Source organism: Selenomonas sp. F0473, from assembly GCF_000315545.1.
In the GTDB taxonomy this organism is placed as follows: Bacteria; Bacillota; Negativicutes; order Selenomonadales; family Selenomonadaceae; genus Centipeda.
Genome location: NZ_JH992902.1, coordinates 621893 through 646297 on the forward strand (window position 1 = coordinate 621893; position 24405 = coordinate 646297).

The 24405-nt window shown below is 59.4% G+C and carries 20 protein-coding genes; 6 read left to right on the forward strand and 14 right to left on the reverse strand.

Annotated elements, in window-relative coordinates; translation table 11 throughout:
- Positions 1 to 3: 3 nt before the first annotated feature.
- From argS to HMPREF9161_RS02985, 14 genes are all read right to left on the reverse strand, one after another.
- Entirely contained in the window at positions 4 to 1662 is a 1659-nt protein-coding gene (gene argS / locus HMPREF9161_RS02920) for an arginine--tRNA ligase (RefSeq protein WP_009728188.1), read from the reverse strand.
- A gap of 11 nt (positions 1663 to 1673) precedes the next feature.
- Positions 1674 to 2102 (reverse strand): DUF1934 domain-containing protein, encoded by a 429-nt coding sequence (locus tag HMPREF9161_RS02925; protein WP_009728189.1) that lies wholly within the window; start codon positions 2100 to 2102, stop codon positions 1674 to 1676.
- A gap of 36 nt (positions 2103 to 2138) precedes the next feature.
- A complete protein-coding gene (locus HMPREF9161_RS02930; protein ID WP_009728190.1) occupies positions 2139 to 2603 on the reverse strand; it encodes a chemotaxis protein CheX in 465 nt (154 codons plus the stop codon).
- A 3-nt stretch (positions 2604 to 2606) separates the two neighbouring features.
- A complete protein-coding gene (locus HMPREF9161_RS02935; RefSeq protein ID WP_009728191.1) occupies positions 2607 to 3470 on the reverse strand; it encodes a response regulator in 864 nt (287 codons plus the stop codon).
- A gap of 66 nt (positions 3471 to 3536) precedes the next feature.
- Positions 3537 to 3902: a VOC family protein gene (locus HMPREF9161_RS02940; RefSeq protein WP_009728192.1), complete on the reverse strand. Its 366-nt coding sequence runs from the start codon at positions 3900 to 3902 to the stop codon at positions 3537 to 3539.
- A gap of 72 nt (positions 3903 to 3974) precedes the next feature.
- Complete coding sequence (putP, locus tag HMPREF9161_RS02945) at positions 3975 to 5447, reverse strand: sodium/proline symporter PutP (RefSeq protein WP_009728193.1); 1473 nt, start codon at positions 5445 to 5447, stop codon at positions 3975 to 3977.
- Between the two features lie 146 nt (positions 5448 to 5593).
- Entirely contained in the window at positions 5594 to 5755 is a 162-nt protein-coding gene (locus HMPREF9161_RS02950; RefSeq protein WP_009350476.1) for a rubredoxin, read from the reverse strand.
- 141 nt (positions 5756 to 5896) lie between these two features.
- On the reverse strand, positions 5897 to 6664 hold the full coding sequence (locus HMPREF9161_RS02955) for a helix-turn-helix domain-containing protein (protein ID WP_009728194.1): 768 nt from the start codon (positions 6662 to 6664) through the stop codon (positions 5897 to 5899).
- On the reverse strand, positions 6657 to 8345 hold the full coding sequence (locus tag HMPREF9161_RS02960) for a sensor histidine kinase (protein WP_009728195.1): 1689 nt from the start codon (positions 8343 to 8345) through the stop codon (positions 6657 to 6659). The genes HMPREF9161_RS02955 and HMPREF9161_RS02960 overlap by 8 nt, the downstream gene beginning before the upstream one ends.
- Positions 8346 to 8541: 196 nt before the next feature.
- Positions 8542 to 9546 (reverse strand): ABC transporter substrate-binding protein, encoded by a 1005-nt coding sequence (locus tag HMPREF9161_RS02965; protein WP_009728196.1) that lies wholly within the window; start codon positions 9544 to 9546, stop codon positions 8542 to 8544.
- A 128-nt stretch (positions 9547 to 9674) separates the two neighbouring features.
- Positions 9675 to 11501 (reverse strand): excinuclease ABC subunit UvrC, encoded by a 1827-nt coding sequence (gene uvrC, locus HMPREF9161_RS09860; protein WP_009728197.1) that lies wholly within the window; start codon positions 11499 to 11501, stop codon positions 9675 to 9677.
- Between the two features lie 12 nt (positions 11502 to 11513).
- The gene (locus tag HMPREF9161_RS09865) at positions 11514 to 13181 is read right to left on the reverse strand and encodes a 2-isopropylmalate synthase (protein ID WP_009728198.1); all 1668 of its coding nucleotides are present in this window, start codon (positions 13179 to 13181) and stop codon (positions 11514 to 11516) included.
- A 106-nt stretch (positions 13182 to 13287) separates the two neighbouring features.
- A complete protein-coding gene (locus HMPREF9161_RS02980; protein WP_037348557.1) occupies positions 13288 to 14217 on the reverse strand; it encodes a DUF2156 domain-containing protein in 930 nt (309 codons plus the stop codon).
- A 112-nt stretch (positions 14218 to 14329) separates the two neighbouring features.
- A complete protein-coding gene (locus HMPREF9161_RS02985) occupies positions 14330 to 16234 on the reverse strand; it encodes a fructose-bisphosphatase class III (protein ID WP_009728200.1) in 1905 nt (634 codons plus the stop codon).
- Positions 16235 to 16429: 195 nt separating this feature from the next.
- On the opposite strand from HMPREF9161_RS02985, the gene HMPREF9161_RS02990 reads away from it, so the two are divergent.
- The 6 genes from HMPREF9161_RS02990 (at position 16430) to HMPREF9161_RS03015 (ending at position 24362) form a co-directional block, all read left to right on the forward strand.
- Positions 16430 to 17791, forward strand: a complete 1362-nt coding sequence (locus tag HMPREF9161_RS02990; RefSeq protein ID WP_009728201.1) for an HAD-IC family P-type ATPase — start codon at positions 16430 to 16432, stop codon at positions 17789 to 17791.
- A gap of 175 nt (positions 17792 to 17966) precedes the next feature.
- A complete protein-coding gene (locus tag HMPREF9161_RS02995) occupies positions 17967 to 19340 on the forward strand; it encodes a cytochrome ubiquinol oxidase subunit I (RefSeq protein ID WP_009728202.1) in 1374 nt (457 codons plus the stop codon).
- Entirely contained in the window at positions 19340 to 20356 is a 1017-nt protein-coding gene (cydB, locus tag HMPREF9161_RS03000) for a cytochrome d ubiquinol oxidase subunit II (RefSeq protein ID WP_009728203.1), read from the forward strand. The genes HMPREF9161_RS02995 and cydB overlap by 1 nt, the downstream gene beginning before the upstream one ends.
- Before the next feature lie 12 nt (positions 20357 to 20368).
- On the forward strand, positions 20369 to 22006 hold the full coding sequence (gene cydD, locus HMPREF9161_RS03005) for a thiol reductant ABC exporter subunit CydD (protein ID WP_009728204.1): 1638 nt from the start codon (positions 20369 to 20371) through the stop codon (positions 22004 to 22006).
- Positions 22003 to 23649, forward strand: a complete 1647-nt coding sequence (locus HMPREF9161_RS03010) for an amino acid ABC transporter ATP-binding/permease protein (RefSeq protein WP_009728205.1) — start codon at positions 22003 to 22005, stop codon at positions 23647 to 23649. Before cydD ends, HMPREF9161_RS03010 begins: the two co-directional genes overlap by 4 nt.
- Complete coding sequence (locus tag HMPREF9161_RS03015) at positions 23646 to 24362, forward strand: hypothetical protein (protein WP_009728206.1); 717 nt, start codon at positions 23646 to 23648, stop codon at positions 24360 to 24362. The genes HMPREF9161_RS03010 and HMPREF9161_RS03015 overlap by 4 nt, the downstream gene beginning before the upstream one ends.
- The last annotated feature ends 43 nt before the right edge of the window (positions 24363 to 24405 follow it).

Consider the following 24405-nt stretch of genomic DNA (forward strand, 5'->3'; position numbering starts at 1 on the left):
CGATTACATCTTATCCGGCGCCGAGACGCCGAGGATCCCAAGGCTGTGGCGGATGACATGTCCTGTCGCGGCAACGAGCGCGAGACGCGCGGACGCGAGTTCCCGCGCCTGCCCGACAATGCGGCATTGGTTGTAAAACGAATGGAACGCGCTCGCCAACTCATGACTGTACCGCGCAATGCGCTGCGGCGCATATTCGGCCGCCGCACGGGCGATCTCCTCGGGATAGGCCCCAAGCTTCTTGATGAGCGCGGTCTCCGTCTCATCGGTTAAGAGTTCCAATTCCATGCCGTCCGCAGGCACGAGCCCAAGCTCATCCGCTTGGCGGAAAATGCTCGAGATACGCGCGTGCGCATACTGAATATAGTAGACAGGGTTCTCGTTGGATCTCTTTTTCGCAAGGTCGAGGTCAAAGTCCAATTGACTGTCAAGCGACCGCATGATGAAGAAATAGCGTGCCGCATCGACGCCGACCTCCTCCATCAGCTCGCGCAGCGTAACTGTTTCACCGGTACGTTTGGAAAGCTTCACGAGCTGACCGTCGCGGTAGAGGCTCACCATCTGCAGGAACAGCACCGTCAGCCGCGACGGATCATGTCCGAGCGCCGCGATCGCCGCCTTGACCCGCGCGACGTAACCGTGATGATCCGCGCCCCAGATATTAACGAGACGGCCGTACCCGCGCGCGTATTTATCCTCATGGTAGGCAATATCCGCCGCAAGATAGGTCGGCACGCCGTTCTCGCGGAAAATCACACGGTCTTTGTCGTCTCCGTAGTCCGTCGAGCGCAGCCAGATCGCGCCGTCCTTGCGGTAGGCCGCGCCGCGCTCCAGCAGGACATCCACAACGCGCCGCACGGCATCCGGATGAAGCGTACGCTCGCTGAACCACCGATCGAACGTCACGCCGAAATCCGCAAGATCCTCTTCGAGCGCCGCGCGTTTTTCACGATAGGCGACCTCTTGGAATATCTGCAGGCGCTCCTCCTCCGGGAGCGCGAGGTATTTATCTCCGTCGCGGTCGATGATGCGCCGCGCCGTTTCTGTGATATCCGCCCCATGGTACCCGTTCTCGGGAAATATCACCGTCCGCCCAAGGAGTTCAAGATAGCGTGCGTTCACAGAAACGGCAAGCAGCTGCATCTGATTCCCCGCGTCGTTGACGTAGTACTCGCTGTCTGCGGCATAGCCCGCCGCGCGCAGCAGGTTCACAAGCGCCGAACCGACCGCCGCGCCGCGGCCGTGTCCCACATGGAGCGGGCCCGTCGGATTCGCGCTGACATATTCCACCTGCACGCGCGGCTCATCCCGCTGCGGCAGCGTGCCGTAGCGCTCCCCCGCGGCAAGTATAGCGCGCAGGGTATCGGCGGCCACATGTCCCTTCAGGTAAAAATTCAAAAACCCCGGCCCCGCAACCTCCGCATGATCGAGCCAATCTCCCGTCAGGTGATCCCTGATCGCCGCCGCGATCACGCGGGGCGGCCGCTTGAAAACGCGGGCCGACTGCATGGCAAAATTCGTTGCAAAGTCGCCGAGTTCCTTATCGGGCGGCTCCTCTAGGAGGACCTTGGGGAGCGCTCCGGCCTCCGGCAGAGCGCCCGCCGCCACGGCACGCGCCGCAGCCTCTCCAATCGCCTGCTCGATCTGCTGTTTGATATCCACAATAAACTCCTTTATCTCGGCTCGATCCGTATTTCCAGCGTATTGTCGCTCTGCCGCACGCCGTCCACGTAAAGCGTGTAAAAGATGTATGCCTCCTCCGCCCCGTCCGGCAGCGTCCGCATTCGGAGACGCCGCGTGCGCGTCGTGATGGGAAGCGTTCCATACGGCGTATGATAATTGCTGCGGCGCTCTTCCCCGTGTGCAAAGTGCTGCGCAAAGCGCACGACGCCGCGCCGCTGCAGCATGATCCGGTCCGTACCGAGACGCAGCACGGTCGGCACCGTCTCCCCCTCGATCAGCTCCGTGTCGTCATAGCTCACATATCGGCTCTCTCCACGCAAAAAACGCCGTCCCCTGACGGACAGCGCAATGCGGCTTTCCTCACCCGCGGCATCCACCTGCCGCCCTATGAGCGAGACATGCACCTCTCCACCCTTCACCGAATCGTCCCTCCGATAAAAAGTGTCCCGTGTTTCCTAGTTCTGATCAACGGCAATATCGAGTTCCACCAGCTTTCCGCTGAGATCCATCTCCACGACGAGATACTGCCCGTCGCTGATCTTGACCTCAAAATCGCTGCCGACCGTGAGCGACGGCGTCGAGATATCGACGTCGAGACCGAGTCCCGTGATATTCGTCGCCGTATTCGCCGTCAGCATATTGCTGAGTTCCGAGATCGCGCTCTGCGCCATCTCGTCAAACGTTTCGACCGGCATCCCCATCATCATCGTCGAGGCGATAAATTTTGCCGTATCCTCGCTCATATTGTAAACGACGTTGCCGCGAATCTGCTTTGTAAATCCCACCAACACCGAAACTCCAAGACTCTTCGCACGGGTAGATGCAGCGTAGAGTTTCGTGCGCGTCGGCTCCGGGAAGCCCAGCATCGGCATCACCGTTGTAAAGGCATCCACAAATGGATTGATCAGTTTTGCATCCATCGACTACTCTCCCTCTGCAAATCCCACATTCATCTGAACCGGTCCGATCGGCAGCTGCATGCCGATACAGAACGTCGTCATACGGGGGCTGACGATATGCACCTTCGCCCCGCGGATCGTCCCCGGCGGCGTCAGACGCAGTTCCTTTCCCTCAAGCACATTGTTGATCTTTGATATCCCTCGCCCTGCGATGATATTTGCGGCCTCCTCGACCGCGTCGTCCGCTTCGCCGTCCTCAATCTCCTCGACAGAGGAGCGGCCGAGCATATGCATTGCGAACGGCTTAATGACCTGCTCTTCCAGATAGAAAATCACGCGCCCCGTCGTAAAGCCCGTAATGCCGATAATCACGGCGGCACCGCTCACATCAAGATAACGCGGCTCATACGACGCGATCTCCGCCGTTCCCTCAAGGCGCAGAAGGCCTGCGGTCCCCTCCTGCAGGGCGCGCCCGAACGGCTTCGCATAGAGCTCGCGGAATGTCGTCAGCCGGCTTTCTTCCTCCTGACAGAGCAAATGCAGCGCGTCCACAAGATCCGGCTTCGATATCGGCTTTTGCAAAAAAGCCCCGATCCCAATGGCCTTCCCCTGCGTAATGAGGTTCAAATCCTTCATCGCGCTGGCCATAACGATCTTCGCGTTCGGATCCGCGGCAAAAATGCGCCGGCTGCATTCTAGCCCGTTGGCATCGGGCAAGTTCATATCCATCGTTACGGCGTCGGGACGCATCTCCTCGTAGAGTTTCAACGCTTCCGCGGCATCCGCCGCCATCCCGCACACCTCAAAATCCGTATCCCTTAGATGCTCGGCAATCATCACGCGGCTGATCTTCGAGTCATCGACCACCAGCACCCGCAATTTCCCCATAATCTTTCACCCTCTTTGACGGAATATCTCATATCTTTTTCATTATACACGAAATAAACTCTTCCGTCACATATTTTTTGGCAGCACCTCAATCCAGTACCCGTCCGGATCCTCGACGAAGTAAATCCCCATCTCCTCATTTTCATAGCAGATGACGCCCATTTCCGCATGTTTCGCACGGGCGGCCGCGTAATCGTCCGTATAGAGCGCGAGGTGGAACTCCTTCTCCCCCAGATCGTAGGGTTCCTTTCGCTCGTGCAGATACGTCAGCTCCAGCTCGAAATCCGTCCTGCCGTCCGTCAGATAAACGAGCGTAAAGCCCGGCGCCTCCAGGCGGCGCTTCTCGACGAAGCCGAACGCACGCGCATAGAACGCCGTACTGCGCGCAAGGTCGAGCACGTTGAAATTGACATGAGTGAACGTAAACGACATCATATGCCTCCTGTCATTATATCAAAGCGTCCGCGGCAAAGCCGTATCCGTCGTTACGAATTCCGGCTCCCGTCACCGCCGATGCACGCGGTCGAAAATCCTCGTCACGGCGGCCGACGGCGCCGCATCGCTCATGCTCACGAGATAGATCGTGAGCAGTGAAAAGAAAAATCCGGGCACGATTTCATAGAGCCCAAAGAGCGCAAATTGCTTCCATAAGAGAACGGTCACCCCGCCCGTCACAATCCCCGCGAGCACGCCGCGCTCGGTCGTGCGCCGCCAAAAGAGGCACATCAGAAGCGCCGGTCCGAACGCCGCGCCGAAGCCGGCCCACGCGTAAGCCACCATATCGAGGATAAAATTATCGGGGTTCAGGCCAAGATAGACGGCCCCCGCCGCAATCGCGAGCACCGAAAGGCGGCTCACCCAGACGAGTTCTTCCTGTCGCGCATCCCGCCGGAAACTGCGGCGATAGATGTCCTGCGCAAACGCCGACGCCGCGACGAGGAGCTGCGCCGATGCCGTACTCATAATTGCCGCGAGCACGGCTGCGAGGATCAGCCCCGCCGCAATCGGCGGAAAAAGCTCTCCCGCCATCACGAGGAATACCGTCTCCGCCGCCGTTCCCTCCAGCGAAGTCTTAAGGTAAACCGTCCCCACCATACCGACGAGGAGCGCCGCCGTAAGGGAGAGCACGACCCATGCCATCGCGATGCGCGTCGCCTGCGGCAGTTCCTCGGCGTTTCGGATCGCCATGAAGCGTACGAGAATATGCGGCTGTCCGAAGTAGCCAATTCCCCACGCCATCAGGGAAATGAATTCGATGAAACCGAGTGTGGAACCGTCCGGTTTTGTCAGCGGCGCAAAAAAGGATGCGTGCGCCGCGTAGAGCATCTCGGCCGTCGCCGTGAATCCGCCGAGCATCAGCGCCGCGCCGATCGGCACGACGAGAATAGCGAAGAACATCATCACTCCCTGGATGAAATCCGTCCTCGATACGGCGAGAAACCCGCCGACGAGCGTGTAGAAGACCACGACGCCCGCCCCGACGAGAAGAGCCGGCACGTACGGCAGCCCAAAGATCGTCTCAAAAAGGCGTCCCGCCGCCACAAAGCCGGAGGAGGTGTAAAGAATGAAGAAGATCAGGATAAAGACGGCCGGAATGACGCGTAGCGTGCCGGAATGCGAGAGAAATCGATTTTCGAAAAAATCCGGCAGCGTCAGCGCATTGTTCGCCGCCTCCGTGTAGATGCGCAGAGGCCCCGCGACAAAGTGCCAGTTCGCCCATGTGCCGAGAATGATCCCGAGCGCAATCCAGCCCGCGTTGAGCCCCGCAGTATAGGCGAACCCGGGCACCCCCATCAGCATCCAGCCCGACATATCCGAGGCCTCGGCGCTCATGGATGTGACCCATGCCCCGAGCTTCCGGTTGCCGAGAAAATAATCGCTCATATTGCGCGTACGCCGATAATAGTAAACGCCGATGCCCATCATCAGAAGCATATAAGCAAAGAACACTATCGTTATCTCAATCCGATCGGCCAAGAACAGCGCACCTCACAGTCAATTCAGCAATACGGTGTCCATTATACGAAATTTTTCACGGAAAAGCAAAAAGTTTTCGGAACCGCCCCATAGAAAACAAAAAAGCCCCGCATATGCGGAGCTCGTTTCGTGTGCGTCGTCCGGATTCACTCTTGCTGTTCGAACAGCGTCTTATCCACGCCGCAGAGCGGGCAGACAAAATCCTCCGGCAAATCTTCAAATGCCACACCTGCGGCGAGATCGTAATCGGGATCTCCGGCAGCCTCGTCATAGATCCAGCCGCAAACCGTACAAACCCATGTCTTCATGGAAAACCCTCCCCGTAATCATATAATACACAGTCGATTCGGCGTTATTTGAGATACGCGACTCATATAGAGTTATTATCCAATAACAATTATTATATTACAACATTTTTCCGGTTTTGGCTAGAGGGAAACAAAAAATTTTTACATATTTCTTTCGCTGCGGTATTCCGTCGGTTTCGCTCCCATGTGTTTCCGGAAGATCTTGCTGAAATACCGCGTGTCTTGATAGCCGCAGGCGGCCGCGATGACGTAGATCTTCTCGTCGCTTTCACGCAGCATTTTTCCCGCGCATCTAAGGCGGCAATCCGTGAGATAAGCGCTGAAGGACGTGCCGCAGCGCGCAAAGAGTTTGTGCAGATAACTGACGCTGATGCCGAGGGCATCCGCAACGTCGCGCACCGTGATCGACTGCGCCATATGCTCTTCCATATAGCGGACGGCATGGAGCAGATAGCCGCGCACGGGTTCTTCGCGGGGGATCCGGATGGTCGGCGGCCCATCCTCCGCAGCCGGCTCATCATCGGCGCACATGCGGCGTCGGCAAATACGCTCCGCCCCCGCCTTTATCGCCGCGGCCAACTCTTCGTCGTCGAGCGGTTTAAGCAAATAGGCGCAGACTCCGAGCGCAATCGCCTGCTGTGCAAATTCAAATTCCCCGTAGCCCGAGAGGATGATATACTCCGCCTCGATCTCCCCGCGGAGCCGCGCAATCACATCAAGCCCCGAAAGCCCCGGCATTTTGATGTCCACAATGACGATATCCGGCCGGAGCTCACGCGCGAGGAGGATCCCTTCCATACCGCTGCCCGTATCGCCGACCACCTCGGCATCAAAGTCCGTCCACGGCGTCAACCGCACGATTCCCTGCCGCTGCAGCGGCTCGTCGTCGATAATCAGCACCTTAATCATAGTGGGGAGCCTCCTCCCATGCTTTGAGCGTCAGCACCGCCTCGGTCCCTTCGCCTTCCGCACTGTGCAGCTGAATCCCGCAGCGCTCGTCTCCGTTGAGCACCGCGCGCATATGCACATTATAAAGACCGAAACGGTTGTCGTCCCTGCGTTCAAGAATCTCGCGCCGACGCTCGGGCGGAATCCCCTGCCCGTCGTCCGCCACACGGAAAATCAAATAGCCGGCCGTCTCTCCCCCGGCAATCGTGATACTGCCGCCGTGCTCGAGTCCTTCGAGGCCGTGCTGTATCGCATTTTCAACGAGCGGCTGCAGGATGAGTTTCGGCACATAGTATTTGTGGATCGCGACGTCCACACGCATCGAAACGTTCAGTCTGCCTTCAAAACGCCGCTGCTGAATCTTTAAATAGGTGCGAAGAAAGGCGAGTTCATCCGCTACCGTGACAAATTCCTTCATGTTTACGGACGCGCGCAGGAGCTTCCCGAGCTGCACCGCCGTATCGGCCGCCCCCTCGCTGTCGCCAAGCTTTGCGCTCCACTTGATCAAATTGAGCGTATTGTAGATAAAATGCGGCCGGATCATCTCCGTCAGAGACTTGACCTGAGCGATCCGGAGTCTCCGTTCCCGCGCGCGGTTCTCCGCGAGGAGCGTCCGCACATGATCGACAAGGCCGTTGAACGTCAATGCCAGCTCGCCGATCTCATCGCTGCGCCCGATATCTACCCGCACCGAGAAATCATTGCCGTTGCGCACGCGGCGCATCGCCGTCGTCAGCATGTGCAGGGGCTGCCAGAGCCGCCGGCTGAGACGATAAGCAAGATATGCCGTAACGCAGAACGCAACGGCATCGACGATTACAATCAGGCGCACGAGATAGTCGAGCGGGGACCGGTCGACATACTGGCGCAGATGAATGCAGAACGCCGTATTCCGCGATGTGTGCATATAGTCGCGGAAGAGCGGTTCCTCCTGCGTCTCGTTCGTCGGACGTACGGACAAAAAACCTTCCTGTCTGTGGTCCCGCATATTGAGCATAACGTATTGATAGCGGTCCGTTAGAATGATCTGCCCCTCGCGCCCCTCCTGCGCGCGCTGAATGAGCGGCACAAGAGCCTCGCGCTTGATATCGATGACCGCAAATCCCAAGAGTTCATCCCCGCTGCGAATCGCATGTGCCATCGAGAATACGACCTCACTGCGGTCCGCCGCGTATTTGTCCGCCGCCGCGGCGACCCAGTCATGCGCTTCGTTTGCCTGCCCAAGAATCCCCCAGCGGAGGTTTTCCGGAAGAGCATAGGAACGCGGCACATCGTCCGTTGCGATCACCTGTCGTCCGTCGGCGGACAGCAAGTAAATCGACGCCTCTCCGGCATGTCCCGCGAGGATGGCGTATAGATTCTCATAGATATGCTCCACGTCTTCGCGCGAACCGCGAAGGAAATCAACGGTTTCCCGCCGTACAAGCAGCGGGTTCATCAGCCGCTCATAGCTGCCGACGAGATTGTCGATCTCCCCCGAGATGCGTTGTGCCTCCGTGCGTCCGCTCTTTGCCCGGATATTATCGTAGACGCTGTCCGCGGTATAGAGGATCATCGCGGAGGCCAGCAGGAGCGGCAATAGGCCGCCAAGCATAAGATAGATCAGCAGCCGTTTTTGATAACCGATCGAATGCGTTTTCATGACGCTCAAAGTCCTATCCTTCTGGCGGTAAACAAGGAATACGAAGGGAATTGCATTCAATGTCTTAACTTACAGAATAAAGACAAATTAGGATAATGTCAAGTGCAAAGCAGTGTGAAATTGGAAAAACCGCCACGAATCGTGACGGTCTTGGAAGGGGAAAATATGGGAATGGGGGGATGGGGGAAATGGGGATTTATTTGATAATCGCCGCGCGCCACTTGCTTAGGAACTCGTCCCGAAAGGAAACGGCACGCTGCGTATCAAACGGTGTGGTATGGATCTCCGACAGAGGGCGGAGATTCGTCGGCACCGGAATGTCGGCGCGGGTCGAGCGGCGTTCATAGTCGCCGAAGCGTTCATGAACCTGCCTGCTCATCACAAAATTGAGGAATTTTTTAGCATTCTCCGTATGTTTGGCGTTTCGAATGATGCCGATGGCGCTCGAGGAGGTTTCCGTCCCCTCTTCCGGATAGACGATTCTCATATGCGCGCCGTTTGCAATATATCTCATCACCGCGGCTTCAAAGGTTGCCGTAACGGCATATTCGCCGTCGGCAAGCGCCTTGATCTGTGCTGCGGAACCGCCGAAAATCTTGCCTTCAAGATGATCCGCAAGCCGACCGATCACGGAGGTGTCGCCGAGCACGTCCGCCATTGTAAACAGAAGCGCATAGGCTGAACTCGACTTCGCAGGATCCGCGAGAGCGATGCGCCCGCGGAACTTCGGATCAAGCAGATCCCGCCAGCCCCGCGGCGCATCCGCCTCGCTGACAAGATCCGTATTGTACGCAATGACGTAGGGATCTATCGTCACGTTGTAAAAAGTATTATTTTCCCGCACAAAACGGGGATCTATCGCCGTTTTTTCAGGAGACTCGTAGGGCTCCAAATAAGGTTCCAAAGCGACATAGGAATCTGCCGCGCCGCCCCATATGACGTCGCCGAGCGGGGCTTCCTTCTCGGTACGCACACGCGCCGCCAACTCTCCCGAGCCGCCGGCAACGAGCTGTACGCGGATACCGGTCTGTTCTTGAAACTCTTTTGCGATAGGTGCCGTCCAGTCCTCCGTATTACAGTTATAGACAACGACGGTATTATCATCCGCCTCGGGCTGCCGATTAGCGCTGCCGCAGTCTGTAAGCGCACCTGCCAAAAGGATCAGTACGCTTGCAGCCAAAATACGTGGAAAGACGGTCACAGTACGACACCTCCTTTTTAAGAGTGTCGTCAATTCAAATCTTTTTGATAATTCTATAATAATCTGAACTGCTTCACAATGATGCAGTTCGTCATTTTGGTGGGACGATCCTATCATTTATCATTCCATCATTTTCCGCGCAGATTCCGCTGCGCTTCGAAGAAATGAAATACGGCTTCGGCTGAAGGACGGTTCATTCCGGGAATAGAACTGAGGTCTTCAAGGCTGGCCGCCTTCATCTTTTCAATTGTTCCGAAATGCGCGCGGAGGCTTTGCCGACGTTTGGGTCCAATCCCAACGATGTGATCCAAAACGGAAACAAGATTGCGCTTTCCGCGTAGGTTCCGATGATAGGTAATCGCAAATCGGTGGGCTTCGTCGCGGATGCGCTGAACGAGATAGAGCGAGGCGCTGCGGCGCGGCAGCTCTACGGGTTCCGATGATCCTTCGATAAAGATCAGTTCGAACCGTTTGGCAAGTCCGACCACGGGAACATCCTTGTGTCCCGCCGCCCCTCGGATGATCTCGAGCGCGGAGGAGAGCTGCCCTTTGCCGCCGTCGATAATGATGAGGTCGGGCAGTTCGTCGTCCGTCAGTTCGACATAACGGCGCGTCGTCACCTCGCGCATCGAGAGGAAATCGTCGGGGCTGCCTTCCGCACTCCGTATCTTAAAGCGGCGGTAGTCCGACTTCTTCGGCATACCGCCCTCAAAAACAACCATCGAGGCGACGGTCTCCTGCCCTTGATTGTGCGAGATATCGAAACACTCTATACGATACGGCGGCTTTTTCAGTCCCAGATACCGTCCGAGTTCTTCGACCGCGCCCATCGTCTGATCATCAGAAAGGCTGCGGCGCGCCTCCTCGTCGGTGAGGAACTTCTCCGCGTTCCCCGTCGCCATGACGACGATATCGCGCTTTGTCCCGCGCTGCGGCGTGAGAAGCGCGACCTTCCCGCCGCCCTTTTTCTCCGCGAGCCAGCATTCGATGACGCGCTGCTCTTCCGCGTCGACGGCATATGGGAGCAAGACCTCGCGCGGTACGAAGGTCGCCGCATTGTAATACTGTTCGAGAAAGGCGCGCAGAATGTCCTCGTCGCGCTCCTCCTCGCTCCCGCGCAGGAGAAAGTGCTCGCGGCCGATCATCTTTCCGCCGCGGATGAAGAAAATCTGCATGCAGACGCCCGCCGCGGAGCGCGCCATGCCGACGGCATCCTGGTCCCCCGCGCCCGTAATGATATTCTGCCGCTCGGCCGCCTTGCGCACGGCCGCAAGCTGATCGCGCAGGCGCGCCGCCGTTTCAAAGTGATAGGCCTCAGCTGCCAGCTGCATGCGCTGCTCGAGTTCCCGCTCCACATCGTCCGTCCTCCCTTCAAGAAAGAGCAGTACGGCGCGGATCATCGCAGCATAGTCCTCTTTCGTTATCTTATCTACGCAGGGCGCGAGACAACGTTTGATATGATATTCGAGACAGGGACGATCGGGCATCTTGCGGCAGGTGCGCAGAGGAAAAAGACGCTTCAGGAGCTTTAAGCTGTCCCGCAGCGCCGTCACATTCGTATAGGGGCCGAAGTAGCGCGCCCCGTCGCGTACAAGGCGGCGCGTGATGAAGACGCGCGGAAAGTCCTCCTGCAGCGTCACCTTGACATAGGGATAACTCTTGTCGTCCTTCAGCCGAATATTGTACCGCGGCCGGTGTTTTTTGATTAAATTTGCCTCGAGGATCAGCGATTCGACCTCGTTCGCCGTCATGATCGTCTCAAAATCGGCGATATGCGACACCATCGCGCGCACCTTCGGCGCTTGACTGCGGCTGCTCTGAAAATACTGCCGCACGCGGTTCTTGAGGACAATCGCCTTGCCCACATAGATGATCCTGCCGCGTTCGTCCTTCATAATGTAGACCCCCGGAGAATCGGGGAGCAATTTTAACTTTTCCGCGACCGTATCCGTCACGGGATCACCGCCTTAATGGCCCGCTTTCATGCGGTTGATGGCACTGAAGAGGGCAAGGACCGACGAGGTGATGATATCGGTGTCCATGCCCGCGCCCCAATAAACGCCGCCGCTCTCCCCCGTGATGCTGATGTAGGAGATCGCGCGCGAATTCTGCCCGATCTCGAGGGCGTGCTCGCTGTAGGTAAGGTTGGTATAGCGGAGGCCGACATATTCCTGCAGTGCGTTTGAAATCGCGTCAAGGCGGCCGTTGCCGCGCGCCTCATAGGATCGTTCTTCACCGTCCACCTTCAGATGCACGTCGCCGATCCGCGTGCCGTCCGGCAGTTTTTTGAGCAGGAAATCCACCAACTCGTAGGGGAAAGAAATGTTGACGTAAGTATCCGTAAAGACCTTATAGATTTCGTCCGGCAGGAGTTCCTTGTGCCCGTTGTCGGAGACAGACTTCACACGGTAGCTGAAATCCTCACGCATTTGCTTCGGCATAACGACGCCGTACTGCTGCTCCATGATGTAGGCGACGCCGCCCTTGCCCGACTGGCTGTTGATGCGGATCACATCGCCGTCGTAGGTGCGCCCGACATCCTTCGGGTCGATATAGAGATACGGCAGCGACCACTTCGCGGGTTTCCGCTCCTCCCAATACTTCATCCCCTTGGCGATCGCATCCTGATGCGATCCGGAGAACGCGGCAAAGACCAGCGCCCCCGAATACGGCTGCCGCGGATTGACCTGCATCCGCGTGACCTTCTCATAGATCTCGACGAGATGCGGCAGATCGGAAAAATCAAGCCGCGGATCGACGCCCAAAGCGCACATATTCATTGCGACCGTGACGATATCCACATTCCCCGTGCGCTCGCCGTTGCCGAAGAGCGTTCCCTCGACGCGGTCCGCGCCGGCGAGCAGCCCCATCTCGGTGTCCGCAACGCCGCAGCCGCGGTCATTGTGCGGATGGAGAGAAAGAACGACCGCACTGCGGTATTTCAGCCGTTCGTTGATATAGTCGATCTGCATACCGTAGACGTGCGGCATCGACATCTGTACCGTTACGGGCAGATTGATGATCGCCTTGCGGTCGGGGGTCGGCTGCCAAACGTCAAGAACCGCGTTACAGACTTCAAGCGCATACTCGGGCTCCGTCCCCGTAAAGCTCTCGGGAGAATACTCGAAACGATAACCCGCCCCTTCTTCCTCCGTAAGCTGTTTGAGGAGCTTTGCCCCGGTAACCGCAATCTCAAGAATCTCTTCCTTCGATTTCTGAAAGACCTGCTCGCGCTGTGCGACGGAGGTAGAGTTATAGACGTGGACAATCGCGTTCTTGACGCCGCGCAGCGCCTCGAACGTCTTGCGAATGATATGCTCGCGCGCCTGCGTCAGCACCTGCACCGTCACGTCGTCGGGGATGAGATCGTCCTCCACAAGTCGGCGCAGGAACTCGTACTCCGTCTCCGAGGCCGCCGGGAAGCCGACCTCGATTTCCTTGAATCCCACACGCACGAGCAGATCGAAAAACGCCAGTTTCTCATCGAGGCTCATCGGGATCATAAGCGACTGATTCCCGTCGCGCAGATCGACGCTGCACCAAATCGGCGCATGATCCGGCGCGTCTTTCTTCAGCCAGTCAAGATGAATCTCGGGCGGCATATAGTATCCCTTGGCGTATTTCGTGTGATTCATGATTAATCCCCCCGTCGGTGCATGACTATAATAGAAAAGCCCCGCGCCGCCAACCGGGCGAAGGGCCTCCCTGCATTCTCCTAGCGTTGTGCTATCTTATCATATCTCACAGCGCTTTGCAATCGTTTGAGCGCAGCGTCGCGTTGAACTTTTCAATCAGTTTCTCGGGCTTGTACGACTCCTTCGCCTTGCGCAGCCCTTCGATTCCCATATCCTCCTCGCGATTGATATAGGTCATATCGCTCCAAGCATATTCCACAAACCCCTGATTGATCGCAGGATAAGCGCCGCGTACCTCGGGATCAGCCTTCTCCACATGGATCACGGCGGTGTCCGTGTTGAGCTGCTCGCCAAACGTGAAGGCAACCACCCGTCCGTCCATCAGGATCGCGCCGCCCTTCAGGCCGAAGTCCTCGAAGTTGTTCAGCACCTCGAGAATCGCGGTGCGCTCGTAGCCGATGAACGGATCGACCGTACCGTCGTCCTGCCGGTGCTGCTTGTACCAGCTGTTCAGTTCCAGCTTGCACTGCATCACGATCTCATCCGTAATCGGCCGGAACTCGGCCTCGGGATGCGCCTTGCGGAACGCGTTCAGATGATTTTTCTTCGAGTGCATCTTGCGCCCCGCGAGCGTAATCAGCTTCTCGGCGAGATACACATAGTCGTAGTTGTCGCGGTCCGCCACGACCTCAAGCGACGCGCAGTCGCAGCTCTTCAAATAGTCCGCATAGCCGCGTTCCATATCGTAGATGTGGAACGGCTGCCCGATCTCCTCGAAATACGCGAGCAGTTTCTTTGTCGCCGCCGGATAGAGCGCCGTATCGCAGAAGGGCTGGAGCGCCGCAAGTTTCCCCTTCCACTCGCTCGTGACATAGAGGACGCTGTCCTCCTCCGCGATCTGAACGCGAAACGGCTCCCGCCACATATAGAGATTCGTAAAGTTAAAATGTGAATTCTCATAGTAATTTGCACGAAAATATCGGTCAAGGAGCGGCTTGTCTTCCTTTGTCAACGCATGAAATTCGATTTCCCTCACCCTCCCGCAGGCATTCGAAAAAGTTCTCCTAACGATTACCATTATAGCAAATGCGTCAAGTCCCATACATTCCCCGCGCCGCGGTATTTATAGAGCGTGCCCCCGGTCCGGCTCACTCCGGTTTGATATGACCGCTCTGATAGGCATGGAGGAGCGCGTGGAGGTCGGCGATCTCGTCCTCGATCACAGCGCCACGGTCGGTATCGCGCACAAGCGAGCTGCGCGCCTGCAGCTCGACGGTCTGCGAGACGGACTCGATATCGCGGTTCTCTCTCAGCGCGTCGCGCACGCTCGCGATCTTCTGATGCTGCAGGAGCCGCAGACCGCGCGAGTTGTAGATGAGCGTGTAGCCGGAGATACCGGTCTTGGCATGGAACGCGGAGGCGAACCCGCCGTCGATGATGAGCGCCCGCCCGCCCGCGCGAATGGGGCTCTCGCCCTTCTTTACCTTAACGGGAACATGTCCGTTGATGATGTGCCCGCGCTTGGGGTCGAGGTCAAATTCCGCAAGGATTTTCTCGCAGATGCGCTCCTCCTTGATGAGGCGGAAATACGGGTCGGCCGGCTCCTCCCATGTGCTCTCGTCCGCGATAAAGGAGCGCTCAAAGGTCGTAAAGGAGCGCCCCGAGGTCGGCGCGAGGAGTCCGCACCAGAGGAAGTACATGAAGTCGAGCCCTTCCTGCGTGTGCTCGTTCCACGCCTCGCGCGCCTTTTCCTCGCAGAAGTCCATCCATGCCCGTCCGCGGTAGTCCTTCCCCTTGTAGGTCACGGTTCGGAAATCGCCCGCCTCGTCGAGCAGGACGCAGGCATGGAAGAGCAGGTTGCCGTTGTAGCGCGTGTACATGCTGCCGCACCGATAGAGATAGTCCACATGGCGCTGCAGCGCCTTGCTCTCGAGGAAGTACGAGCGGAGGTCGTCGATGATACGGCGCTCCTCCTCGGTGAGTTCGTAGCAGTCCGCGCCGTCTTCAATCGTCGGGAAATACGCGCTCTCGAGCTCGACGCGCCGCCCGCTGCCGAGGGTCACATAGGAGGAACGAAAATCGATCTTGTCGAGGAGCAGGCGGTCCTCCATGTGAAAATCGGGATTGCGCCGGATGAGCGCCCCCTCGAGTTTGAACATCATCATCGTGATCGCGCGCTCCGCCGCCTTGATGGGATTCTCGTCGGGGTAGATGCGCGAGGCAAACGTCGAGAGCGGGCGCAGACTGATGCCGTAACCGCGCTCGAGGACGTCGGTATGGCGATAGCGCAGAGAGTTGCGGATGACGCCCGCGATGCAGACCTCGCTGCCGAGTGCCGCCCCCATCCAGAGGACGTCGTGATTTCCCCACTGGATGTCGACGGAGGGGTGCTCCATGAGGAGATCGAGGATGCCGTCGGGGCGGTCGCCGCGGTCGAAGAAATCGCCGACAATGTGAATACGCTCCACGGCAAGCCTTTTAATAAGGACGCTGAACGCCTCGATATAGTCCGCGCCGCCGCCGATCTCCACGATCGTCTCGATGAGCTGCCGGTAGTAGTGCCGCTGCGCCTCGTCGTGCTCCGGGCGCGTGTTCATGAGTTCCACGATGACAGATTCGTAACGCTTCGGGATGTAGCCGCAGACTTTGGACGCGGGGAATTTCCAGCTCATGAGTTTCGTCAGTTCGAGGAGGTTCGCAAGGTTCTGCTGGTACCAGAGCGCCGTGTTCTTCCCCTCGGCCGCAAGCTGCTCCACCTTTTCGCGCGGGTAATAGACAAGCGTGCAGAACTCCGCCTTATCCTCCTCCGTCATGCGCTCGCCGAAACAATAGTCCACCTTTTCCTTGATGACGCCGGAGCAGTTGTTGAGAATGTGAAAAAAAGAATCGTACGCGCCGTGCAGGTCGCTCATAAAGTGCTCCGTCCCCTTCGGGAGCATCAGCTGCGACCGCAGATAGACGATCTTTTCGTAGACGATCTCCTTGGTCGGGTATTTCTCCGCCATAAGGCGGAGCACCTTGTCCTGATCCGAATATATTGTATGCGTATCCATGCCGCTTCCTCCCGCGTAATATTTCTACTCTTCTGCATTCTAACATTGAAACGAATTGATTTCAAATGGATAATCTGCCGCCCGTCCCAAAACCGACTGTAATAATGTACGAGAGGAGACACATTTGTCTCTTTCCCGCGCCTATGGTATAATTTCCTTTGGAATTTTTGCTGTTCAAAAAGGAGCCGGGTATCCTTGAAAAAATATTTCTCGAGCTTTTTTCACTTCATCGGAAGCGTGATCCTTGCGGCGGCCGCGGCAGGTTTTTGGTACATTGCCGAGGGGATGACGCTGGAAGCGGCGTCCGAGGTCTTCGTCGGCGTCTTCCTATCCGCCTCGCCCCTGCCGTTCATTCTGTCGCGCCGGTTCATTGCCGTGCGCATCAAGCGCAGCCTCAAAAACTCTGCCGCGGTATGCAGCCGCATGAGCGCGCTGACCGACCTCATGCGTATCGATACGCTCGCGTTCAACCGCAACGGAACATTGACGGAAGGCAGCGTATTTATCTCAGGTCTCGTCCCCGAGGGCATGACGCAGGGCTCTCTCCTCTCCCTCGCCGCGAGTGCGGAGCGCGAGGCATCTCACCCATACGCGCACGCCATCTACGATACCGCCGTACAGCGCGGTCTGCATCTGCAGCGCCACTCCGCCGCACGCGAGGCAGAAAGTTTCGGCGTAGAGGCGCTCATCGCGCGCACGCCCGTCCGCGTCGGCAATAAGGAATGGCTGCGGGAGGAGAATGTCGAAATCAGCGCCGCTCTTCTCACGCGCGCCGACCAGCTCGCAACGAGCGGGCAGACGCCGCTCTTCGTCAGTTCGAGCAAATATGCGCGCGGCATCATCGCCGTCCGCGACGACGTGCGCGCGGAGGTCAAGCGTGCGCTGAACGAGCTGCGGCGGAGGGGCCTTTCCCTTATCCTCCTGACAGGAGAAACGAAACGCCTTGCAGCCGCAACGGGTAAGGAACTCCACATCGGAGAAATCCGCGCGGATCTCACGCCTGCCGACAAGGCACGCGAAATCCGTCTGCTCCGGACACGCGGCGCCGTCGTCGCAATGGTCGGGGATCCGGAGACGGATCAGCCGGCTCTGCGCGCCGCCGATATCAGCATCGGATGCCCTTCGTCGCTGCATCGCCCGTCCGAACTCCCGCAGGAGGCGCCCAAAGATCCGCTGCGCGAAGAACTCCTGCGCGGTCCCGACGCCTCCGCCGCGCGCGAAGCGAAAGAGAACGCGCCGCTGATGCCGCCCGAGGACGCCGCGTATTTCGAAACGCAGACGCTGCGTAACCGAGACCGCGCCGCAGATTTCACCCCCGACATCATACTCGACGGGACGGGGCTTCCCGGACTTGTCGCGCTCTGGGACAGCAGCGATGCCGCCCGCGCCCGCGCCAAACAAAACGCATGGCTGTCGTTTTTCTTCCTGCTCTTCTTTACGCCGCTGACGGCGGGAGGTCCCTTTCTTTTGGGCGGCGCACCGATTCCTTCCCTATTCGTCGGTGCTTCCCTCTTCATTTTACTCGTTTTACTCGCCGTCAATGCGCTGCGCGAATGATGTAATAAAAAACTATTCTTATATACTAAAATATATCCGTCTAACTTGTATTTCATTTTGGCCTATGATATAATTCACCCGATTAAGGCCTTTTGTCTCTTCTATAAGGCAAAAGCCCGTGTGTATTATATTGTAGGTCATTTTTTGGTCTATCGTTTTAGGAGGGGTTTGGGAAATGGAAGAAGTGCTGCTGTCGCGATGGCAATTTGCCCTCACGACCATCTACCACTTTCTCTTCGTTCCGCTCACGCTCGGCATGGCGATCTTCGTCGCCCTGCTCGAAACGTGCTATGTGCAGACGAAGAACGCGGCGTGGAAGAAGACCTGCCGCAAGCTGCTGAAATTCTTCGGCACGCTCTTTCTCATCAATTTCGCGATGGGCGTCGCGACGGGACTTGTGCAGGAGTTCCAGTTCGGCATGAACTGGTCGGAGTATTCTCGTTTCATGGGCGATATTTTCGGCGCGCCGCTCGCGCTCGAGGCGCTCACCGCCTTCTTCCTCGAATCGACGTTCCTCGGCATCTGGATATTCGGCTGGGACAAGCTGCCCGAAAAGGTGCACTGCGCGTGCATCTGGCTGGTCGCCGTCGGCAGCAATTTCTCGGCGTTCTGGATTCTCGTCGCGAACTCCTTCATGCAGCACCCCGTCGGCTATACGCTCGCGAACGGCCGCGCTGAGATGGTGAGTTTCTTCGAGCTCATCACGAACCACTACATCCTTGGCGAGCAGTCGCATACGCTCTTCGCGGGCATCACGACGGCGGGCTTCGTCGTCATCGCGGTCTCGGCGTGGAAACTCCTCAACGACGCGGAATCCCACACGGCGTTCACGCACGCCATTAAGGCGGGCGCCGTCTACACGATTGTCGGCGTCGTCGGCGTCATCGCGAGCGGGCATCTGCATACGCAGTACCTCGCGCAGGCGAGCCCGATGAAACTCGCGGCGATGGAGGCGCTCTGGGAGACGGAGGACCCCGCGCCGTTCGCGGTCGTCGCCTACCCGAACATGGAGGCGGGCAGGAACGACTTTGAAATCACGATTCCCTACATGTTCTCCTTCATGGTGCACGATAAGCCCGCGGGCGAGGTGCGCGGCATCAACGACCTGCAGAAGGAGGCCGTCCAGAAATACGGCGCGGGCGACTATCGGCCGCACGTGACGATTCTCTTCTACGCGTTCCGCGCGATGGTCGGCGCCGGGTTCTTCATGGTGCTGATTTCGCTCATCGTCTACTACCTCGCAAAGAAGGACAAGCTGTTTTCGGTGCGGAACCTCCTGCGCGCGCTGCCTTGGCTCGTCGTCATCCCGTTCATTGCGAACTCCGCCGGCTGGATTGTCGCGGAGATGGGGCGGCAGCCGTGGATCGTCGTCGGCCTCCAGAAGACGGTCGACGGCGTATCGCCGAACCTCACCCCGCCTGAGATTTGGTTCACCATGATCGGCTTTACCGTGCTCTATCTCCTGCTCATTATCACGGCGCTCTACATCGCGTTCCGCTTTATCCGCCGCACGCAGATTACAGCGGCACCGGAAGGAGGCGCTCAGTAATGGATTACAATATTCTTTGGTTCGTCCTCATCGCCGTGCTCTTCACGGGGTTCTTCTTCCTCGAGGGCTTTGACTACGGCGTCGGGACATTGCTCCCTTTCATCTCCGACGATGAAAAGGACCGGACGCAACTCATTCAGACCATCGGCCCCGTCTGGGACGGTAACGAGGTGTGGATGATTACGGCGGGCGGCGCGATGTTCGCCGCGTTCCCGCATGTCTACGCCACGATGTTCAGCACGTTCTACATCGCGCTCTTCCTCATGCTCGTGGCGCTCATCCTGCGCGCCGTCGCGTTCGAGTTCCGTCATCACCGCGATGACGACGCATGGAAACGCCGCTGGTCGTACGCGATTGCCTTTGGGAGCATCGTGCCCGCGATTCTCTGGGGCGTTGCCGTGACGAACCTCATCGCGGGGCTGCCCATCGGAGCGAACATGGTCTACCGGGGCGGGTTCTTCGACCTGCTCACACCCTATACGCTCGTCGGGGGCATTACCTTCCTCTGCGTGTTCGCATTCCACGGCGCGGCATTCCTGACGCTCCGCCTGACGAGCTCCTATCTCCTCGCGCAGGCGCGGACATTCGCGCTGAGATTCGGCGCTGCCGCCGCGGTCTTCTACGTGCTCTGCATGATACTCACCTATACGGAGACCGACCTCTACGACAGCACGGCCGCGGGCGCGGCGCTCTTCGTCTCGGCGGTGCTCTTCGTCGCGGGGCTCGGCGCGATGTATGCGCGGGCGCATAAACCCGCGTTCATCCTCGGCGGTCTTGCCATCGTCGGCACGACGGTCGGATTCTTCGCGGGGCTCTTCCCGCGGCTCATGGTCTCAAGCCTCAACCCGGGCTGGAGCCTGACAATCCGCAATGCGTCGTCGACGGAGTACACGCTCTCTATTATGACGGTCGCAGCCGCGATTCTCGTCCCCGTCGTCCTCATCTATCAGATTTGGACGTACTATATCTTCCGCAAACGCATCACGCCGGAGGATGCCGCACATACGGAGTATTGATTCCATACGGAAATGAAACAACGGATTCTTTTTGAAACGCTCAAATCACAAAAGAATATCCTCTTCCCGCGCATCGGCATGGAGCTGCTGAGCGGCATGCTCACCATCGCCGCGGCATGGGAAACTGCTGTCCTCGTAGACCTTGTGTTCATGCGGGGCGGCGGATTAGCAGAGACAGCACCGGAACTTCCGGTGCTGTTTTTGTGCCTTCTCGTCACGGCGCTCCTGCGCGTGCCGAAGAGCCGCCTGGAGGCGCGGCTTTCCGATGGTGCGCGCCTGGATTGCCGCCGGCGACTCCACACGGCGCTGCTCTCTGAGCGGCACGACGTATCGGGGCTCCTGACGCTCGCCCTGGAGCGTGTCGATGCCCTTGACCAATACTTTCGCACGGTGCTGCCGACGGCGGTCGCATTCGTCGTGCTCGTGCCGATGATTCTCATGGCGGCTGCCGTCGCCGACCCGCTCTCCGCCGTGCTCTTCCTCGCAACGCTGCCCATCGCCCCCTTTCTCCTCTATCTCATCGGACGGGCGACGCGGCGCGCGAGCGAACGCCAATGGGACGAGATGTCCCGCCTCACGGCGGGCTTTGGCGAGCTCATCCGCGCGGCGATGACGCTCAAGATATTTCACCGCACCGCCGCGGAGGGGGCACATCTCGCGTGCATGAGCCGCGCCTTTTCCGAGGCGTCGCTGCGCGTCCTGCGGCTCGCCTTCGTCTCTTCGTTCGCGCTCGAACTCATCACGACGCTCTCCATCGCGCTCATTGCCGTCTCCATCGGTCTGCGCCTCCTCGATGGCATGCTCGACTTTCGCGCGGCGTTCTTCGTGCTCATTCTCGCGCCGCAGTTCTATCAGCCGCTGCGTGAGGGCGGCATTGCGTTCCACGCGGCGATGGAGGCAAAGACGGCGGAGGAGGCGCTCCTCCCCTATCTCAGCCGCTCCGTTCCTATGGACGGAGCGCACGACCGCGTGCTCTCTCCGCCCGCGCTATATACGGAGCAGCTCTCCTACCGCTATCCGCTCACAGAGGAGGCGGTGCTGACCAGCCTCTCGCTGCGTTTTCCTGCAGGCAAACGAACTGTGCTCACGGGCGCGAGCGGCGCGGGCAAGACGACGCTGCTCATGCTCCTTGCGGGGCTTACCGCGCCGACGGAGGGCACGGTGCGGCTCGCGGACGGCGCGGGGGACGGCGCATCGTTTGACCTCAGGTCGCTTTCGGAGAAAACGCGGCAGACTCTCATCAGCTATGTGCCGCAGGAGCCGCATATCTTTGCCGCGACGCTTGCGGAGAATGTCTCGCTGTGGCGGGCGGGCGTCAAGCGCGACGACGTCGCGGCTGCACTCAATGCGGCCGCGCTTGGCGACTTCCTCCGCGCATTGCCGCAGGGGCTTGATACGCCGCTCGGCGCGGGCGGTCATCCGCTCTCCGCGGGGCAGCGCCACCGTCTCGGCATCGCGCGCGCGCTGTGTGCTGCGCGTCCCGTTGTGCTCCTTGACGAGCCGACGGCGGGGCTGGACAGCGATACCGAGGCGCAGGTGCTCGATGTGCTTGCTGCGTTCGCACACCGCCGCACGCTCATCCTCTCGTCCCACCGCCCAGCGGTCACGGCATGGGCGGAGCATATTGTTGCGCTGGGAGGTGAGACATGATGCACGGCATTTCGCTGCTGCGCCGCCTGCTCTCCGTCGCGGATACGGCGAAGGCGCTGCCCGCCCTCCTCGCGGGAACGCTCGCCGTCCTCTCCGCCGTCGGCCTCATCGGCACGGCGGCATGGATTATTGCGAGCGCCGCGCTCCGGCCGCCCCTCTCCACGCTCGCGCTCGCCATCACGCTGGTGCGTGCCTGCGGTATCGGACGCGCCGTCTTCCGCTACCTCGACCGCTGGTTCTCCCATGTGCTCGCCTTCGACTGTTACGAAAAACTCCAACGCGAAACTTACGACCGCGCCGCTGAGAATATCCCGCTGCGCGCGGGCAACGTGCGCGAGGGCGCGTTCCTGCACGACCTCCTCGCAGGCTGCGAGACGCTGCGCGATTTCTACCTGCGCACCGTTCCGCAGCCACTCATCGCAGGGATTCTGACGGCGATGACCTGCGCGGCGCTCCTGCCGCTCTCGCCCCTCGGCGCGGCGGCACTCGCGGCCATCTATCTCCTCCATCTCGCACTTCCCCATCTCCTCCTGCATGAGACGGGGCTGCGCGAGGAGAGCGCAGCCTATCGTGGCGCGCTCCTTGACCTGACCGCCGGACGGGATGAACTCATCGCGGCAGGCGCCATTCCCCACGCGGAGGAGCAGCTCTCCCGTGCAGCCTCTGCATTCCAGAACCGACGGCAGCGCCGCAGCATATATCGTGACCGCCTTTTCTGCGGGCTGGACATTCTGCGCACCGTCCTCTGGCTCGCGCTCATCATCCTGCTCATCCCGCACGTCGCGGAAGAGGGGCTGACGGGTGTTCAATTCGCCGTATGGGTGCTCGTCCTTGAGGCGGTGCTCGCGGAGTACCGTTCCCTGCCTGCGGCATCGCTCGGTATGACGGAGGCGCTGCGTGCGGCGGAATCAATTTTGCCGAAAGATAAGATGCCGGTACGGACAGATGTGCCCGACGCGTCCGTAAAAACAGGTCCCATCGCGGCGGAAGTGCCGACCGACGCACCGCTCATTGAGGCGCAGAACATCTCCTTCGGCTACCATCCGGAGATTCCCATTCTGCAAGACCTCTCCTTTGCCGTCCGGCAGGGGGAGCACACGGCGGTCATCGGCGAGAGCGGCGCGGGCAAGACGACGCTCGCAAGCCTCCTCCTCCGCCTGTGGGAATGCGATAGCGGGACGCTCCGCTATCGCGGCGTCCCCTCGGCCGCCCTCTCCCGCGCGGAGACGCGCGCACACTTCGGCGCTGCACTCCAAGGCGCCTACCTTTTCAGCACATCGATACGCGATAATTTCGCGCGTCTGCACGAGGATATCACGGAGGAGCGTATATGGCGCGCACTCGACACGGCGCAGCTCGCGGGCGTCGTGCGCGCCCTGCCCCGTGGCCTTGACGAGCCGCTCGGCGAGAATGCCGCGCGCCTCTCGGGCGGACAGCGCAGCCGCCTGCTGACGGCGCTCGCGCTCGCCTCGGACGCCCCTATCCTCCTGCTCGACGAACCGACGGCGGGGCTGAACGCAGCGCTCAGCGAGCGCCTCATCCGGAGCGTTCTCGCGGAACTCGACGCCGAAGGGCGCACGCTCGTCGTCATCACGCATGACCTTCCCCTATTAGACCATATGAAACAGGTAATACGACTATGAATCACGAAACATTTCACAGCCTCATCCACGTTGTCATCGACCGCCTCGGCCCATCCGCGCCGCCGCACGAACTCCTTGAGGGAGGCGTGGACGACTGGCATGCGTGCGCGCGGCTCGCCCACTTTCTATTGCAGATGCCGGAACACCGTGCGGAGGGCATCGCACTGCTCCAAAGCGCCGCGGGTGCCGCGGTGAACGAAGACCTCGCGCAGGACGTGGAGGAGAAAGTCTACGCGCTCCAAGCCCTCTCCGCTGCGGAGGCCGAACGCGCGGAGACGCGGGCTGCGGCGCTCGAACATATCAACATGGCAATTGAGTGCGCCGAGTCCACCGATTTTCTCTACAAGTACATCCTGCGCGGCGAGCTCTGGGCGGACCGCTGGAACCTCATGCACAAGATGGGGATGACCGAAGAGGCTGAGCAGGAGGCGGACGAGCGCATCGCGGCCTTTGACGGGATGGACGCCGACGTTCCGCACAACAGCTATCTCTACTACGGCTACCGGTTCAAGGCGCATCTCGCCGCCGAACGCGGCGTCCCGCTCGTTGCGAAGGACTATATGCACATGGCGCTGCACGCGATGGAGATTCCGCCCGCCTACGAGCCCCCCCTTGCAGACGCCTTCGCCGCATCGCATGAAAACGCCGCATGGATTCTCCGCGAAATCGACCGCGTGACGCCGCATCCGGAGACGCTCCACTGGGATATATAACGCGCGATATAAAACGCCCCTATGAGCCGCAGCGCTATGCCGC

What these genes read in the sequence shown, in the direction of transcription:
- HMPREF9161_RS02930 (WP_009728190.1), bottom strand. Translation starts at nt 2,603, where the DNA reads ATGGATGCAAAACTGATCAATCCATTTGTGGATGCCTTTACAACGGTG.
- HMPREF9161_RS02935 (WP_009728191.1), bottom strand. Translation starts at nt 3,470, where the DNA reads ATGGGGAAATTGCGGGTGCTGGTGGTCGATGACTCGAAGATCAGCCGC.
- HMPREF9161_RS02940 (WP_009728192.1), bottom strand. Translation starts at nt 3,902, where the DNA reads ATGTCGTTTACGTTCACTCATGTCAATTTCAACGTGCTCGACCTTGCG.
- HMPREF9161_RS02950 (WP_009350476.1), bottom strand. Translation starts at nt 5,755, where the DNA reads ATGAAGACATGGGTTTGTACGGTTTGCGGCTGGATCTATGACGAGGCT.
- HMPREF9161_RS02955 (WP_009728194.1), bottom strand. Translation starts at nt 6,664, where the DNA reads ATGATTAAGGTGCTGATTATCGACGACGAGCCGCTGCAGCGGCAGGGA.
- HMPREF9161_RS02960 (WP_009728195.1), bottom strand. Translation starts at nt 8,345, where the DNA reads ATGAAAACGCATTCGATCGGTTATCAAAAACGGCTGCTGATCTATCTT.
- HMPREF9161_RS09865 (WP_009728198.1), bottom strand. Translation starts at nt 13,181, where the DNA reads ATGAATCACACGAAATACGCCAAGGGATACTATATGCCGCCCGAGATT.
- HMPREF9161_RS02985 (WP_009728200.1), bottom strand. Translation starts at nt 16,234, where the DNA reads ATGGATACGCATACAATATATTCGGATCAGGACAAGGTGCTCCGCCTT.
- HMPREF9161_RS02995 (WP_009728202.1), top strand. Translation starts at nt 17,967, where the DNA reads ATGGAAGAAGTGCTGCTGTCGCGATGGCAATTTGCCCTCACGACCATC.
- cydB (WP_009728203.1), top strand. Translation starts at nt 19,340, where the DNA reads ATGGATTACAATATTCTTTGGTTCGTCCTCATCGCCGTGCTCTTCACG.
- cydD (WP_009728204.1), top strand. Translation starts at nt 20,369, where the DNA reads ATGAAACAACGGATTCTTTTTGAAACGCTCAAATCACAAAAGAATATC.
- HMPREF9161_RS03010 (WP_009728205.1), top strand. Translation starts at nt 22,003, where the DNA reads ATGATGCACGGCATTTCGCTGCTGCGCCGCCTGCTCTCCGTCGCGGAT.
- HMPREF9161_RS03015 (WP_009728206.1), top strand. Translation starts at nt 23,646, where the DNA reads ATGAATCACGAAACATTTCACAGCCTCATCCACGTTGTCATCGACCGC.